We start from the raw sequence: 13,158 nt of genomic DNA on the forward strand, positions 1-13,158 counted from the left end.
TTTCAGTATAGTTGAGCTTATTATTGACTAGAGTCATGCTCCAAGGATCCTCACAATGCCACACTCCATCTGCAACGGGCCAGACCCTATCTTTGAGGCAGGGGCGCTTCGCCGCCGGGCTTGTCTGCTGCCAGTTCTTGCACTTCCCATTTCCATGCTGACAGGATCCCATTGCTCCTCGACCGGCCAGACCATCAGACAGCAGGTGGCCCAGTTGGACGAGGGATCCCGTCGCGACAAGGCTTGGCTGGGGGATGCGGTGTTGAGCTTGTTTGCCCGGCAGTGGCTGCTTGGGCCACCTCAAGACTGGCAAGTGCCTTCCCCGCCCAGTTGTGACCTGAATCGCGCAGAACTCTTCACTTGGCTGACCTCCAACCAATTTTTGTCGGCCTTTAGGGATCCCACGCAGGTTGAGGCGGAAATCGGCCTATCTAGGGCGGCTTTGTGCTATGCTGCCTGCAGCGGCAGGGTAGTCAACCGCTCTAAAAACCCAACAGTCTCACGACTGGATGCAGCCTCAATAGGTTTTGTAGTTGTTGTTTGCAACGGTACCTAAGGGCATTGGGGAACCGCCCTGCACTCGCGTCAGCGGCGCGTAGCGCTTGGGGGAACGCCTGGGGAGATGAGCACCGCTGTCGTAGAGGGGCAACCCAACACGGTAAGTGCTGTCGCAGAACCAGGAACCAGAATCTCCTGCCTAAAGGCAGGGGAGTATGTCAAGAAAAAGAAGGTCTACAAGCAGCGTTTGAATATATCCGGGCGCACCTGCTGCCTCTATTTGTAAGGCAGGTGAACAACCGCGCCAAAGCCCTGCGTGGCAAACGCCACTAGCCAGTTTCTGAGCGAAGCAAGAGCGCGGCAGGATGGCTGGGCAGGTCGCCTCTTGAGGGGGAAGCAGAGTTAATGGGAAGAAGGGGGATCCACCCAGCGCCCATCGGCTTTGATCAGATCGATCAGCGCCTGCACGCCTTCCGATTCCGGCACCCTTTTCACTTCTTCTTTGCCGCGGTAGAGGGAGATCACCCCCGGCGTCTTGCCCACGTAGCCGTAGTCGGCGTCGGCCATTTCTCCCGGCCCATTGACAATGCAGCCCATCACGGCAATGTCCAGCCCCACCAGGTGCTGGGTTGCGGCGCGCACCTTCTGCAGCACCTCCTCCAAATTGAAGAGGGTGCGGCCACAAGAAGGGCAGGCCACATACTCCACCATGGTTTTGCGCAGGTTCAGAGCTTGCAAAATGCCGTAGGCCACCGGGATCTCCTTCTCTGGCGCTTCCGTGAGAGAAACCCGAATCGTGTCGCCGATCCCTTCAGCCAAGAGGGTTCCGATCCCCACCGCCGACTTGATGCGCCCATATTCTCCATCGCCCGCCTCGGTGACACCTAAGTGGAAGGGGTAATTCAGGCCCAGGGCATCGAAGCGACGGGCTGCCAGCCGGTAGGCCGCCAACATGACCTGCGGGCGGGAGGCCTTGAAGGAAAGCACCACATTGTGAAAGTCTTGCTCGGCGCAGATTTGGGCAAATTCCAGGGCCGACTCCACCATGCCCTCAGGCGTATCCCCGTAGGTGAAGAGCATCCGCTCTGCCAGGGATCCATGATTTACCCCGATGCGCAGGGCTTTGTTCTGGGCTTTGAGGGTCTGGACAAGGGGGGTGAAGGTTTCCCGGATTTTGTTACGAATGGCCTCAAATTCGGCTTGGGTATATTCTGTGCGACCGGGCTGAGGTTTTTCAAAGACGAACAACCCTGGATTGATGCGCACCTTGTCCACGTATTTGGCTACTTCCAGGGCGATCTTGATGCCGTTGTGATGGACATCGGCTACCAAAGGCACCGGCTTGTAGGTTTGGATCAGCTTCTCCCGAATCGCCTCCATCGCCTTGGCATGGGCCATGCTGGGAACGGTAACCCGCACAATCTCTGAGCCCGCCTCGTGCAGACGGCGGATCCCGGCTACTGCTGCGTCGATGTCGAGGGTGTCCTCGTTGATCATGGACTGTACCACCACCGGGTGCTGGCTGCCGATCAACACATCGGCTACGGCCACCGTACGGGTGGGGCGACGGGGATAGACCGGTTCTGGGTAGGGCTGCTGGGTGGGGGCGTTGGGCCGATCCAGGGTTTGCATAGCTTGGTCAAGCCAAAAGAGCTGCTCTAGCTTGATTGTAGGTCGGAAACTAACCTGGGATTCGACTCAGCTCAGGGTAGAGGCTGAGGGGTTCAACCCCGAGGATTTCGACGGGATCCCCAACCCTCAGGTGCTTGCCCGTCTCCGTTCTCGGGATCCACGTATTGATCCCAAGGCGATAGAAATGGTCAAAGCGGCTGGCTTCGGCCCAGGGTGGCAAGGTTTTCTGCCGTTGCGCTACGAAGTGCTTTTGAAAACCGGGATAGGCCTCTCCGCTCAGGGGATCCCGGGTGGGCACCACACAGCGGGCGCAGGGGTTGAGGCCCAGCAGCTCCACTTCCCCAATGCGAAAGCGCACCCCTTGATCTGCGCGGGCAAAGAGACGATCCTCCCAAAAGGCAGAGCAATCCGACAGCTCGATATTCATGCGAAAGCGCTGCCGAACCGCTTCCAGGGTCAAGTTGGGGAACCAACCGGCCACCGTCTCCAGAGTGGCTGTGCTGATCAGGGTGGGGCCGTTGGCATAGGGATCATCCGGAAACCCCCTGAGAGGCTCCTCCAGCAGTTGCACCGGAAAACCGAACCAATCGCTGAGCCAAGTCTGCAAAGCATCCCGCTGCTGCTGCAGGTCAAACTGAGCCGCCTTGCCCTCCCCCCACAACTGCACCTGGCCCAACCGGGGATCAAACCGGGCCCGCAGGCGGTGGACCGCAGCATGGCGTTTGCCGTTCACCCGCTTCCCCTCCGCATCCAAGAGGGCGTAGCGGCGATCCCCTTCCAAAGTTCCCCCCGCCGTCAGCCTCACCTCAGACAAAGAGATCCCATCCAGGGACTTGATGGGATAGACCGTTAACCTGGCAACCTGGGGCATGGCCTGTCTGCCGGGATCCCTGGGGGTGGGATCCGCCTTAGCTGCTTAACTGTCGGCTTCGGTGGGATGGTCGGTCATGGGGTAGCTGCGGATAAAGTCTCTGGGGGTTACATTTTCTACAAACTTGCGAAAGGCCTCCCGCTCCGCCTCGTCGGCATCCTGGTTCATGGGGATCGAGGCTTCCGCAATGACCTCTTCCACCGTCCAGATGGGAACATGGGCCCGCAGAGCGAGGGCAATGGCGTCGCTGGGGCGGCAGTCGATCTCTTGTTTTTTGTCGCCATTCACGGTGACGAGCACCGCGTAGAAGGTGTTATCCAGCAACGCGTGAATGATGACTCGCTCCAGCTTGATCCCCCACGTCTTCCAGGAGTTGAGGATGAGATCATGGGTCATGGGGCGCAGTGGCTTTTGGTCGTCCAGGGCCTGCAAAATGGCGTTGGCCTCTGCTTTTCCCACCCAAATGGGCAGGGCACGACGCTCACTGCCATCGCGCAGGATGACAATGGGGTTTTGGTTGACGGCATCGACCGCAATCCCAGCCACATGCATCTCGATCATGAGCAATTGCCTCCAGCCGGTGATCTAGATCGTATCTACGGGTATCAAAGTTTGGCAACACAGCTATGAGCTCAGTCGGGGGTTTGGTGGAAGTGGCCTTGATCGGGGGCACTAGCGAGAGCCGCAGCTTGGCCGACGCCCTCAGCCGCCAAGGGATCCCTTGGGTGGCAACCGTCACCACTGAAGGGGCCAGAAGGCTGTATCAGGATTTGCCCGGTCAGGTGGTGGTCACCCGATTTTCGCCGTCATCTCTGGAAGAATTCCTGCAAGAACGCCGGATCTGCGTGGTGGTGGATGCCTCTCATCCTTTTGCCCAGCAAATCTCGCAACTGGCCATCCAGGTGACGGCCCAACTGGGGATCCCCTACCTGCGCTACGAACGCCCTCCTCTGGAGCTGGATCCCTGGGTCCAGGTGGTGCCGGATTGGCAGGGGGTGCTCACAGATGCGGTGCTGGCAGGGCGGCGGGTGCTGTTGACGGTGGGAGTGAAGGCCCTGCCCCTGTTTGTGCCTTGGCAAGACCGCTGCCAACTGTGGGCGCGGGTGCTGCCGGAATCGGTTCCCCAAGCGGTGCAAACGGGGATCCCTGCCGAGCGGGTGATCGGGATGCGTTTGCCCCTCAGCTTGGAGCAGGAACTACAGCTTTGGCAACAGCTCAGCCCTCAGGTGGTGATCAGCAAAGCCTCTGGGGAAGCAGGCGGGCTGGGGATCAAACAGGCAGTGGCCAAAACCCTGGGGATCCCTCTGTGGGTGATCCGCCGACCCCCCTTGGACTATCCCTGGTGCAGCCAGGATTTGACAGAGGTGGTGCAGGAATGCAGGCGATGCTTGGGCAGAGCCAAACCTTGAGGTTGCCCGGCTCCGGCCAGACAAGTCAAAACGGCTCTTCGGGGGGCAGGTTGGAGTCGCGGTCTTGACGGGATCCCAGCAGTTCTAGGCGATCTACAGCGATGATGGGCCTCTGGCGCTCTTCTCCGGTGGATTTGTCTTTCCAGCGATCGAACTTGAGGCTGCCCGTTACCCCGATGAGGCTGCCTTTGCGCACATACTCTCCGGCCACCTCGGCAGTGCGGCCCCACAGCTCCAGGTTAAACCAATCAGGCTTGTCTTCCCCTTTGCGGAATCGGTTCACCGCCAGGCTGAAGGTACACACCACCCTGCCCGACTCAAAGTAGCGCACCTCCGGATCCATGCCGGCTCGCCCCACCAGGGTCACCAGGTTCAAGCTCATGGGTAGTTTCTCCAGACCGCCAGTAGATCTAGCCTTTGTTGTAGCGTTGGCAAGGGATCCCTGTCATCTTTTGGCCTGCGACCGTCGGCTTGGGCTCAGAGCCGATTCTTTAGGATATTTACAGATTTAGCTGCGGGGATCCCGATTGATCTCTGGGAAAAGCCTCTGCTGTGATGGACTTGATGCTCGGGATCCGGATCCGCACTCTGTCGCAAAAGTTTACAATGGCAGAAGCAGTTGAGCAAATGCCAGCCCACCAGACACTCCCACCGGCCAATTGCAGGGCTAGCAGAGCAGGTTCGTTGCTGTGAGAGGACGCATTCAGAAGCATTTCCCATGGAATTCATCTACACGTACGCCTGGTTGATCCCCGTCTATCCTTTGGTGGCGGCCTTTCTCCTCGGCTTAGGCATCCTGATGTTCAACGCCTGGACAAGGGCCAACCGCTCTTTGGCTGCCTTTTTGAGCGTGTTCGCGACCGGGACGGCGATGGTTCATGCCTTTGCCCTTTTGGTCAGCCAGGTGCAAGGGCACGAAACCGTCCTCAGAACCATCACCTGGGCCCAGGCGGGATCCTTCTCGGTGGACATGGGCTTTGTCGTGGATCACCTGAGCGCCATGATGCTGGTGGTGGTGACCACGGTGGCCTTTCTGGTGCAGATCTACTCCGATGGCTACATGGCCCACGATCCCGGCTATGTGCGTTTCTACGCCTACCTGAGCTTATTTAGCTCCTCGATGCTGGGCTTGGTGGTCAGCCCCAACCTGGTGCAGATCTATATCTTCTGGGAGCTGGTGGGGATGTGCTCCTACCTGCTCATCGGCTTTTGGCACGACCGGCAGGCGGCGGCAGAAGCAGCGCAAAAGGCGTTTGTGGTCAACCGGGTGGGAGATTTCGGCCTGCTGTTGGGCATTTTGGGCTTTTACTGGATTTCCGGCACCTTCGCGTTTGACGAGATCGGGCGCAACTTGCAGGAGATGCTGGCTAGCGGGGCAGTGAGCAGCAGCTTGATTGCCCTGTTTGCGGTGTTGGTGTTCTTGGGGCCGGTGGCCAAGTCGGCCCAGTTCCCGCTGCATGTGTGGTTGCCGGATGCTATGGAAGGTCCCACGCCCATTTCCGCTCTCATCCACGCGGCGACGATGGTGGCGGCTGGGGTATTCCTCTTGGCCCGCATGTTCCCGGTGCTGGAAGGGATCCCGGTGGCCATGGACATCATCGCCTGGACGGGGGCGGGCACAGCCTTCTTGGGGGCCACCATTGCCATCACCCAAAACGACATCAAAAAAGGCTTGGCCTACTCCACCATTTCCCAGCTGGGCTACATGGTCATGGCCATGGGGTGCGGCGCCTATGGGGCGGGCCTGTTTCACCTGATGACCCACGCCTACTTTAAGGCGATGCTCTTTTTGTGCTCTGGCTCAGTTATCCACGGCATGGAAGCGGTGGTCGGCCATGACCCGGTTTTGGCCCAAGACATGCGCCTGATGGGGGGGTTGCGCAAATACATGCCGGTTACGGCCATCACGTTTTTGATCGGCACGTTGGCCATTTGTGGGATCCCGCCCTTCGCCGGCTTTTGGTCTAAAGACGAGATCTTGGGCGCTGTTTTCGAACGGAACCCAGCTCTGTGGGGGGTGGGCTTCCTCACCGCCGGCATCACTGCCTTCTACATGTTTCGCATCTACTTCCTCACCTTCGAAGGGGAGTTTCGCGGCACCAACCTGAGACTGCGGCAGGAGGTGGCCATCAGCCACGGCCGTCCTGTGCCAGCTTTTGCCTACGTTTTTGCGGGGAAACAACCGGCCTTTGGCCCTGGAGCCATGAACATTCAAGAAAAACCCCAGCCCAGCAGCCATCCTGAAGCCCACGAAAACCTGCACGACGGAGATGCCCATGCCTCAGAGCCCCATGAGTCCCCTTGGTCGATGACCTTCCCGCTGTTGGCTCTGGCCGTCCCTTCTGTGCTGATTGGCCTGGTGGGTACCCCTTTTGCCAACTTCTTTGAAGCTTTCATCCACCCACCGACTGAGTCTGTGGCAGAGGCAGGCTCGATTTTACCGCTGGTGGCAGCAGAGTGGCAGGAGGTGCTGGCGGGCCATTTCGATTGGGCAGAGTTTCTAATCATGGCGGGTAGCTCCGTGGGCATTGGGCTGATCGGCATCACCTTGGCCAGCTTGATCTACTGGCAAAAGCGCATCGACCCGGGAACCTTCCCCCAAAGCCTGCAGCCGCTCTACTACTTCTCCCTCAACAAGTGGTACATTGACGACCTCTATGAGCGAGTCTTTGTGCAGGGCACCCGCTTCGTGGCACGGGAGGCGCTGGAGGTGGACAGCCGCATTGTGGATGGTGTGGTCAACCTGACGGGCTTGGTGACCATGGTGAGCGGCGAGGCGATGAAATACCTGGAGAGCGGCAAGGCCCAGTTTTACGCTTTGATTATCTTTGCAGCGGTGGTGGTGATGGTGGTGGCATCAGGGGTAGGGTTCTAGCTCGAAGGCGAGGATGGATCCGGCCCGCTTGGCCAAGGGATCCCTCAGCCTAGAACTGCTGCTATGCTACGGAGCAAGTTGAGCGGATCCCTTGTTGCAATGGCCCCGCGTTCTCTTAAGTCGATTTCGCATCCCTTGTTGGCGGAAAGGCAAGGTCAGAGGGAGCGTGTCTTGGCCCTGAAAAATCAGATCGAAGCGATCCTCTACTTAAAAGGGCAGCCCCTGGAGCTATCCGCCCTGGCCCAGTTGGCCCATTGCAGTCGCGACGAAGCCTACGATGCGCTGCTGGAATTAATGGAAGACTATGCCCATCGCGATTCTGCCCTGGAAGTCCTACAGGTGGGGGAAGGGTTTGCCCTGCAGTTGCGGGAGCCGTTTTTGGAGCTGGCCAACCAGCTTTTACCCCCTGAAATTGGGGTGGGTGCTACCCGTACCCTGGCTACAATCATTCTGCGTGGCCCGCTCTCGCAAGCCGATTTGGTGGAGTTGCGCGGTCAAGGTGCTTATCAGCACGTGGCAGAGCTGGTAGAAAAAGGCTTCGTTACCCGCTATCGCAAAGAAGGCTGCCGTTCCCCTTGGTTGCGCGTGACGGATAAATTTCATCGCTACTTCACAGTAGATGAGCTGGCCAAAAAAGCAGCAGAGGCAGCCTCCTTCCCCGAACAGTAAAAAGGATCCCCGATAAGGGGATCCAGACCAAAAGGATCCCAGCTTTACCCGACGAAGGGATCCCTTCTCAAGCGCCCGTCAAAGTTGGTGTTCGGGCTTTTACTACTTATTAGGCTGAGGGGTGACCCGCAAATAAGGCTTAATTTCCTGATAGCCTTTCGGGAACTTTTCTTTCAGCAATTCCGGATCTTTCAACGAAGGCGGGATGATAACATCGTCACCGTCTTTCCAGTCGGCGGGAGTGACAACGTTATACTTATCCGTCAACTGCAGGGCATCGATCACCCGCAGGAGCTCGTCGAAGTTGCGGCCTGTGCTGGCCGGGTAGGTGAGAATGAGGCGGATCTTCTTGTTGGGATCGATGATGAACACCGAGCGCACCGTCAGGGGCAGCCCTTCTTGGTTGATGTTGGTTTGATCCAACATGTCGTAGAGCTGAGAAACCTTGCGGTCTGCATCCGCCAAGATGGGATAGTTCAGGGTGGTGTTCTGGGTTTCCTCGATGTCTTTTACCCAGCCGACGTGGGAGTCCACATCGTCCACACTGAGGGCGATCACCTTCACACCCCGCTTTTCAAATTCGGGCATCAGCTTGGCAACGGTGCCCAGCTCTGTGGTGCAGACCGGCGTGTAATCGGCGGGGTGAGAGAACAGCACCACCCAGCTATCCCCGGCCCAAGAGTAGAAGTCAATTTCGCCGTGGGTAGACTTTTGCGTGAAATTGGGAGCAGTATCGCCAAGTCGGAGAGACATACGCTCTTGATCCTCCGTAAAAGGGTTCAATCCGGTGAGACAGGGATCCGGATCCTTCGACCCGATCCCTCCCGATCTTGCCACATAACTCCACTTTTCCGAGCGGATTGCAGGTGATTTTAAGATTCTTGCTGGCGGGAGGGAGTGCTCCTCCTCTTCCCTGACGCCTTGCGCCCAGGCAGAACGTAAATAATTGCTGCGCGGATCTTAACGTTCCTTAAGTTCTTTGCTGCAGCGGTAGCCCCCTAGAAGTATGCTAGGTAGCACTAGATCCTCTGACGTAAGGTAGGCCATGGAAGAATTGAGGCAAGACGCAGAAACCGTTACACCTTGCAGCTTGGCCACCCTGTGGGCGCAAAAATATGTAGACAAGCTACGGGCACAGGCTGCCTTGGGCGAGCTGCCAGGCGCCCCTCTAGCTGACAAGGTGAAGGGATCTTTGCGCTTTGCCAGCTCCCAGGCCTGGGCGAAGACGGAGCGGCTCTTGGCTGCTGAAATACCGAGGCAGCGGCTGGATCCGGACTTGATTGATCCCTGGCAAATTGCCGAGGATTCCCAGGAGTTATTTGAAAAGGCAGCAGCAAGTTGTGGGGAGGGCCTCTCACCAGCCCGCTTTTCGGTAAAGATCGCGCCATCTTGTGGCCAGCTGCGGGCTCGCTACAGCAAGCCGGATCCGCGGGTACTTGGCTTTTTAAGCATGCAATTTCACTACACGGGGCAAATGGTCCTGCAGGCTCTGCTGCCCCAGGAGCGGGGTCTCTTCCACCCCTACTTGAAGGTCATGGATGACCACCTGTACATGCCTTTGCAGAGGATGTACGAGGCCGCTGCCGCCCAGGCAGGCGATCACTTTTCTGCGCCTTTGGCTGCTATTCAAGAGCTCTTGCCCCTGGTTACCAGCGTGGCAGAGTCCATTTGTGCCGAGGTAGCCCAACGTTTTCCGGACTATCACTGCGAAAGCGGTCCCTTGACAGATCTGAACGTGCGGATTTCCAGCATCCGCGATGTGGAGATGTTTCAGGTGTACTTGGGCCTCTGTGCCCTAGAAGGCAGCATGGCGGCTATCCAGCAGGAGCTGTTTCCCCTCTGTGTGATGCTCTACCCCCCTTTGAAAGTGAGCTGGGAGCTGGTACGGCAGATGCTCAAGCTCTTGGATAAGGTTCTGAGGTCTGGTCTCAGCCAGGCCAGCTATGCCGTCCTGCTGCCCTACCTCCAGACAGTGCAGGGTATGTTCTCGCTGGAGGTTTTTCCTGAAAATGACCCCATCTGGAGCCATCATCCCGATGTGATGCGCTTTATGGAGACGGCGCAGAATCTGTTGCAAGAATTGCTGGCTCAAAAAGCTTAAAGGCCAGTTAACGCCACCATTCCTATTCCCGCTCGCGACCTCCCAGTTACGCAAGGAAGGGAACATTGGCAGTTGCTGCTCAGCCTGCCTGCAGCTTGGGATCCACCAGCTCGGCCACGAATTGGTGCAGGATGGTGACATAGCGCTCTCCGGCCACCTGCAGCAAGTTGTTGTGATCGGCTCCCTCGATGGGCACCAAGCGTTTGGGATCCCGTGCTGCTTGGTAAAGGGCTTCAGCATGCCAGAAGGGGATTAGACAATCCTGGGTACCGTGCAAAATCAGCAGCGGGCAATCGATCTTGGCAATGCGGCTGAGGTTATCGAAGCGATCGAAGGGCAGCAGCGGGATGCGCGTCAAGACGCGGAAGGCAGTCACGAAAGTAGATTCCAGGATCAGGCCGCCCACCGGCTTTTGGGCTGCCAAATAAACCGATGGCCCACCCCCTACTGATCTTCCATAGACCAAGATCCGCTCCGGCGGGATCCCTTGGGCAACTAGGTAAGTGTAAGCGGCCTCGATATCTTTGTAAGCGCCGGCCTCGGAAGGGATCCCTTCGCTGGTGCCGTAACCGCGGTAGTCGTAGGCCAAGACGGCAAACCCAGCCTGCTGCAGGCCCACCAGGCGGGGCAGGATATCCCCCAAGTCTTCGGCGTTGCCATGGCTGTAGAGGAGGGTGTAGGCAGCGGCGGGATTGGGCAAATGTACCGCTGAAATCTGTAGCCCATCAGAGGTCGTGAGCTTGAGAATGGCATCCCCATCTCGATAGCTGGCGGGACGAGGCAAAAAGATCATTCGCTCCGATTGAAACCAGCCCAGCCAGAGCAGGTAGCCGTACACCACCAGCCCGACGAGCAGCAAAGATCGCCCCACGCGCAGCCACGAGAAGGATCCCCAAACTAGTTGTAGGAGATCTCGGTGGGGCATTGACAGGAAGGCATCGACAAGTAAGTTAAGCTCAATTTGCGGCACTTGCCCAAGGTTCTGCGCTGCTTACAGGCAACCCCTTTCCCATAAGGGAAGAGGGGAGCAGGAAAACTGCATCCTTCAGGGCTCCGCTTGAGAGAAAAAGCATTTCCAGGCACAAACCCCAATCCAGTTAACAAGGGTGTGGGCGACAATGGTGACCAACAGGTTTCCCGACAGCCACAAGCCAATCCCCATGAGGATACCAACCCCGCTGGCCCAGACGGCATAGGGCCAGCCCTGCCATCCCAGCCAATGCAAGGCGCCAAACAAGAGGCCGCTCAGCAGGATCCCGCCTGTCCACCCTAAGGGGCTGGCCACCAGAGCTGACAGCAGCACACCGCGAAACAGCCATTCCTCGCTCCAGCCCGGCAGCAGGCCCACCCAAAGGATATCTCCCCACTGCAAGGGATCCGCCACCCAGTGTAAGTAGGCAGTGGCTGCCCGACGATAGGCTGGCCAGAGCCGGTAAACCCCGCCGCTGAGCAGAGCCACCCCCAGTCCCAGCCCTGCCCCCCACGCCAAGGCTAGGGGATCCCAGCGAAACGGCACAGGGAAGGAGGATCCCAGCCAGATCCAGAGACCCACAATGAGAGCCGAAAACAGGGTGGTGATGCCCATTCCATTCAAGATCTGTTCGCGTGTGCAGGGCTGAATCTGGGAAGTCATGGAGGGGATCCCTAGGCTTCGAACTCCGGAGGGTTAACAGCAGCTGCTGTTTTTATCATCGTTTATCTCAGCGGTTCTAGGTTCACGGCAGGTTGACAGCAGCTACAGAGCGCCCCTCAAAACTGCCTCAGCTTGTAAGCCAGCATGGATATGAGCCTTGAGTGTGACCAAAGGGACTCAATCGCCAGGGACTCAATCGCCCCCTTGCTCTGTCTTCTGAGCCTCTGTGTAGCGCTTGATAACCTCTCCGGAAACTTGCCCCGCTGTACCCGCGTAGTAGCTTGGGTTCTACAAATAACCACCCCAGAGCCTCTTTTTGAGTTCAGAATGTCTCCCAAAGAGAGCAGGAGCCGTGGAACTTTTAATACCTTGGCAACGACCGCCGGAGCCGCCTTGGGAGAAGCAGAAAGAAAAACGTGATTCAAGGCTTAGAGTAGAGAAGGGCTTCCAAGCTTTTACCCTCAGCCCGGCTATACCCCAAATACCCACACCCGAGATGAGTGCAAAGTGCTCCGCACCACGGACGCGACCGAGCGGCGCATTCACCAAGCCATTCAAAACGCGCAGGCTCGCTTCGACAGCGACAAGTTCGCCGACAAATTTGCCCAGCAACTGCGGGGAGAGCCGGGGAACTGAAGAAAAGCGAGCAGGAATGGCTCAGTCGCCTGGGAGCCTTGGGCAACCCAACCAACAGCGGATCTACTGCTGGCCAATTCAAATCTGCGGTGGGATTGTTTTCTGGAGAGTTGCCGCTACCATTACACTTTGAGCGTTGCCACCGGAAACTCCCCGGCGGGAAAAGAAGAGGGGGCTGCGTCCAAAGTGGGGGATTAAGGTCATGTTCCAGCGTATTGCTCTCGGCTCTGCTGCATTGGGATTGCTTCTGGCCATACCCGTCCTTCCCAGCCACGGGTTTGGAGAGCCCCGGGTCGTTCCCGATACCCCGTTCTACTTCGACAACCACCGCTTCGATCGCTACCCAGATGCGGTTGTGGTGCGGGTGGTCAACGGCGACACCCTAGTGGTGCAAATCGAAGGGGAACAGAAGATGCGCCTAATCCGGTTGGCCGGGATCGAGGGTCTCAGCCCGGAAGAAAACCCCTATTACCAACAAGCCATTGAACTGATGCGGGAGCGCATCCTCTACCGCACCGTCAAGCTGGAAGGGGATAAGTTGCTGCGCAACGTAGATGCTACGGGCTTGGTGGAGGCCTATGTCTGGTTAGAAGGCCATCAGATGAACGCCATGTTGGTGCGCAATGGCCTGGCCCGCATCATCCCCTACAGCCACAACATCAAGTACGACAGCTACTACGGTGGCCTACAAGAAAAAGCCCAGCAGGAGCGCCTTGGCATTTGGAGCCGTCTCTGAGTTGGCTTTATACTGAACTTCAGTTCTTTATTTAATCTTCAAGGGAGCAGAGAGGAAAGAGCATGACTCTAGTCAATAATAAGCTCAACTATACTGAA

General features: G+C 57.9%; 14 protein-coding genes. 7 read left to right on the forward strand and 7 right to left on the reverse strand.

Annotated features, from left to right (window positions below):
• Positions 1 to 55 precede the first annotated feature (55 nt).
• A complete protein-coding gene (locus NW843_RS05225) occupies positions 56 to 556 on the forward strand; it encodes a hypothetical protein (RefSeq protein ID WP_414522326.1) in 501 nt (166 codons plus the stop codon).
• 344 nt (positions 557 to 900) lie between these two features.
• On the opposite strand, the gene ispG is transcribed toward NW843_RS05225, so the two are convergent.
• From ispG to NW843_RS05240, 3 genes are read right to left on the reverse strand one after another with little or no spacing between them, the layout of a single operon-like run.
• The gene (ispG, locus tag NW843_RS05230; RefSeq protein ID WP_414343922.1) at positions 901 to 2,130 is read right to left on the reverse strand and encodes a (E)-4-hydroxy-3-methylbut-2-enyl-diphosphate synthase; all 1,230 of its coding nucleotides are present in this window, start codon (positions 2,128 to 2,130) and stop codon (positions 901 to 903) included.
• Positions 2,131 to 2,179: 49 nt separating this feature from the next.
• Positions 2,180 to 3,001, reverse strand: coding sequence for an MOSC domain-containing protein (locus tag NW843_RS05235; RefSeq protein ID WP_414522327.1), 822 nt, complete (start codon positions 2,999 to 3,001; stop codon positions 2,180 to 2,182).
• A 45-nt stretch (positions 3,002 to 3,046) separates the two neighbouring features.
• Positions 3,047 to 3,562 carry a bifunctional nuclease family protein gene (locus tag NW843_RS05240; RefSeq protein WP_011431791.1) on the reverse strand — a complete coding sequence of 172 codons (516 nt, stop codon included), beginning with the start codon at positions 3,560 to 3,562 and terminating at the stop codon, positions 3,047 to 3,049.
• Positions 3,563 to 3,627: 65 nt separating this feature from the next.
• Between NW843_RS05240 and NW843_RS05245 the strand changes: the two genes are divergently transcribed.
• Positions 3,628 to 4,410 (forward strand): cobalt-precorrin-6A reductase, encoded by a 783-nt coding sequence (locus NW843_RS05245; protein WP_414522328.1) that lies wholly within the window; start codon positions 3,628 to 3,630, stop codon positions 4,408 to 4,410.
• Positions 4,411 to 4,435: 25 nt separating this feature from the next.
• On the opposite strand, the gene NW843_RS05250 is transcribed toward NW843_RS05245, so the two are convergent.
• Complete coding sequence (locus NW843_RS05250) at positions 4,436 to 4,792, reverse strand: single-stranded DNA-binding protein (RefSeq protein WP_414355416.1); 357 nt, start codon at positions 4,790 to 4,792, stop codon at positions 4,436 to 4,438.
• 336 nt (positions 4,793 to 5,128) lie between these two features.
• Here NW843_RS05250 and NW843_RS05255 point away from each other — a divergent pair, with 336 nt between their 5' ends.
• Together NW843_RS05255 and scpB are read left to right on the forward strand one after the other, a co-directional pair.
• Positions 5,129 to 7,285, forward strand: a complete 2,157-nt coding sequence (locus NW843_RS05255) for an NAD(P)H-quinone oxidoreductase subunit 5 (protein ID WP_414522329.1) — start codon at positions 5,129 to 5,131, stop codon at positions 7,283 to 7,285.
• A gap of 171 nt (positions 7,286 to 7,456) precedes the next feature.
• The gene (scpB, locus tag NW843_RS05260) at positions 7,457 to 7,954 is read left to right on the forward strand and encodes an SMC-Scp complex subunit ScpB (protein WP_414374371.1); all 498 of its coding nucleotides are present in this window, start codon (positions 7,457 to 7,459) and stop codon (positions 7,952 to 7,954) included.
• 102 nt (positions 7,955 to 8,056) lie between these two features.
• Here scpB and NW843_RS05265 read toward each other — a convergent pair whose 3' ends face one another.
• Entirely contained in the window at positions 8,057 to 8,707 is a 651-nt protein-coding gene (locus NW843_RS05265) for a peroxiredoxin (RefSeq protein ID WP_414522330.1), read from the reverse strand.
• 292 nt (positions 8,708 to 8,999) lie between these two features.
• On the opposite strand from NW843_RS05265, the gene NW843_RS05270 reads away from it, so the two are divergent.
• On the forward strand, positions 9,000 to 10,055 hold the full coding sequence (locus NW843_RS05270; protein ID WP_414355409.1) for a hypothetical protein: 1,056 nt from the start codon (positions 9,000 to 9,002) through the stop codon (positions 10,053 to 10,055).
• A gap of 79 nt (positions 10,056 to 10,134) precedes the next feature.
• Here the strand turns inward: NW843_RS05270 and NW843_RS05275 are convergent, their stop codons facing one another.
• Positions 10,135 to 10,926: an alpha/beta hydrolase gene (locus NW843_RS05275; protein ID WP_414522331.1), complete on the reverse strand. Its 792-nt coding sequence runs from the start codon at positions 10,924 to 10,926 to the stop codon at positions 10,135 to 10,137.
• A 174-nt stretch (positions 10,927 to 11,100) separates the two neighbouring features.
• Positions 11,101 to 11,688 carry a lysostaphin resistance A-like protein gene (locus NW843_RS05280; protein ID WP_414328684.1) on the reverse strand — a complete coding sequence of 196 codons (588 nt, stop codon included), beginning with the start codon at positions 11,686 to 11,688 and terminating at the stop codon, positions 11,101 to 11,103.
• Between the two features lie 507 nt (positions 11,689 to 12,195).
• On the opposite strand from NW843_RS05280, the gene NW843_RS05285 reads away from it, so the two are divergent.
• Both NW843_RS05285 and NW843_RS05290 read left to right on the forward strand, forming a co-directional pair.
• Positions 12,196 to 12,324: a hypothetical protein gene (locus NW843_RS05285; RefSeq protein ID WP_414328685.1), complete on the forward strand. Its 129-nt coding sequence runs from the start codon at positions 12,196 to 12,198 to the stop codon at positions 12,322 to 12,324.
• Positions 12,325 to 12,526: 202 nt separating this feature from the next.
• Positions 12,527 to 13,060 (forward strand): thermonuclease family protein, encoded by a 534-nt coding sequence (locus tag NW843_RS05290; protein ID WP_011431781.1) that lies wholly within the window; start codon positions 12,527 to 12,529, stop codon positions 13,058 to 13,060.
• Positions 13,061 to 13,158 lie beyond the last annotated feature (98 nt).

The organism is Synechococcus sp. R5-12 (genome assembly GCF_047502655.1).
Lineage (GTDB): Bacteria > Cyanobacteriota > Cyanobacteriia > Thermostichales > Thermostichaceae > Thermostichus.

Excerpts from the sequence above, each read along its gene's own strand:
- NW843_RS05240 (WP_011431791.1), bottom strand. The coding sequence starts at position 3,562 with ATGATCGAGATGCATGTGGCTGGGATTGCGGTCGATGCCGTCAACCAA.
- NW843_RS05290 (WP_011431781.1), top strand. The coding sequence starts at position 12,527 with ATGTTCCAGCGTATTGCTCTCGGCTCTGCTGCATTGGGATTGCTTCTG.
- NW843_RS05245 (WP_414522328.1), top strand. The coding sequence starts at position 3,628 with ATGAGCTCAGTCGGGGGTTTGGTGGAAGTGGCCTTGATCGGGGGCACT.
- NW843_RS05270 (WP_414355409.1), top strand. The coding sequence starts at position 9,000 with ATGGAAGAATTGAGGCAAGACGCAGAAACCGTTACACCTTGCAGCTTG.
- NW843_RS05250 (WP_414355416.1), bottom strand. The coding sequence starts at position 4,792 with ATGAGCTTGAACCTGGTGACCCTGGTGGGGCGAGCCGGCATGGATCCG.
- NW843_RS05255 (WP_414522329.1), top strand. The coding sequence starts at position 5,129 with ATGGAATTCATCTACACGTACGCCTGGTTGATCCCCGTCTATCCTTTG.
- NW843_RS05280 (WP_414328684.1), bottom strand. The coding sequence starts at position 11,688 with ATGACTTCCCAGATTCAGCCCTGCACACGCGAACAGATCTTGAATGGA.
- ispG (WP_414343922.1), bottom strand. The coding sequence starts at position 2,130 with ATGCAAACCCTGGATCGGCCCAACGCCCCCACCCAGCAGCCCTACCCA.
- NW843_RS05265 (WP_414522330.1), bottom strand. The coding sequence starts at position 8,707 with ATGTCTCTCCGACTTGGCGATACTGCTCCCAATTTCACGCAAAAGTCT.
- NW843_RS05225 (WP_414522326.1), top strand. The coding sequence starts at position 56 with ATGCCACACTCCATCTGCAACGGGCCAGACCCTATCTTTGAGGCAGGG.
- NW843_RS05235 (WP_414522327.1), bottom strand. The coding sequence starts at position 3,001 with ATGCCCCAGGTTGCCAGGTTAACGGTCTATCCCATCAAGTCCCTGGAT.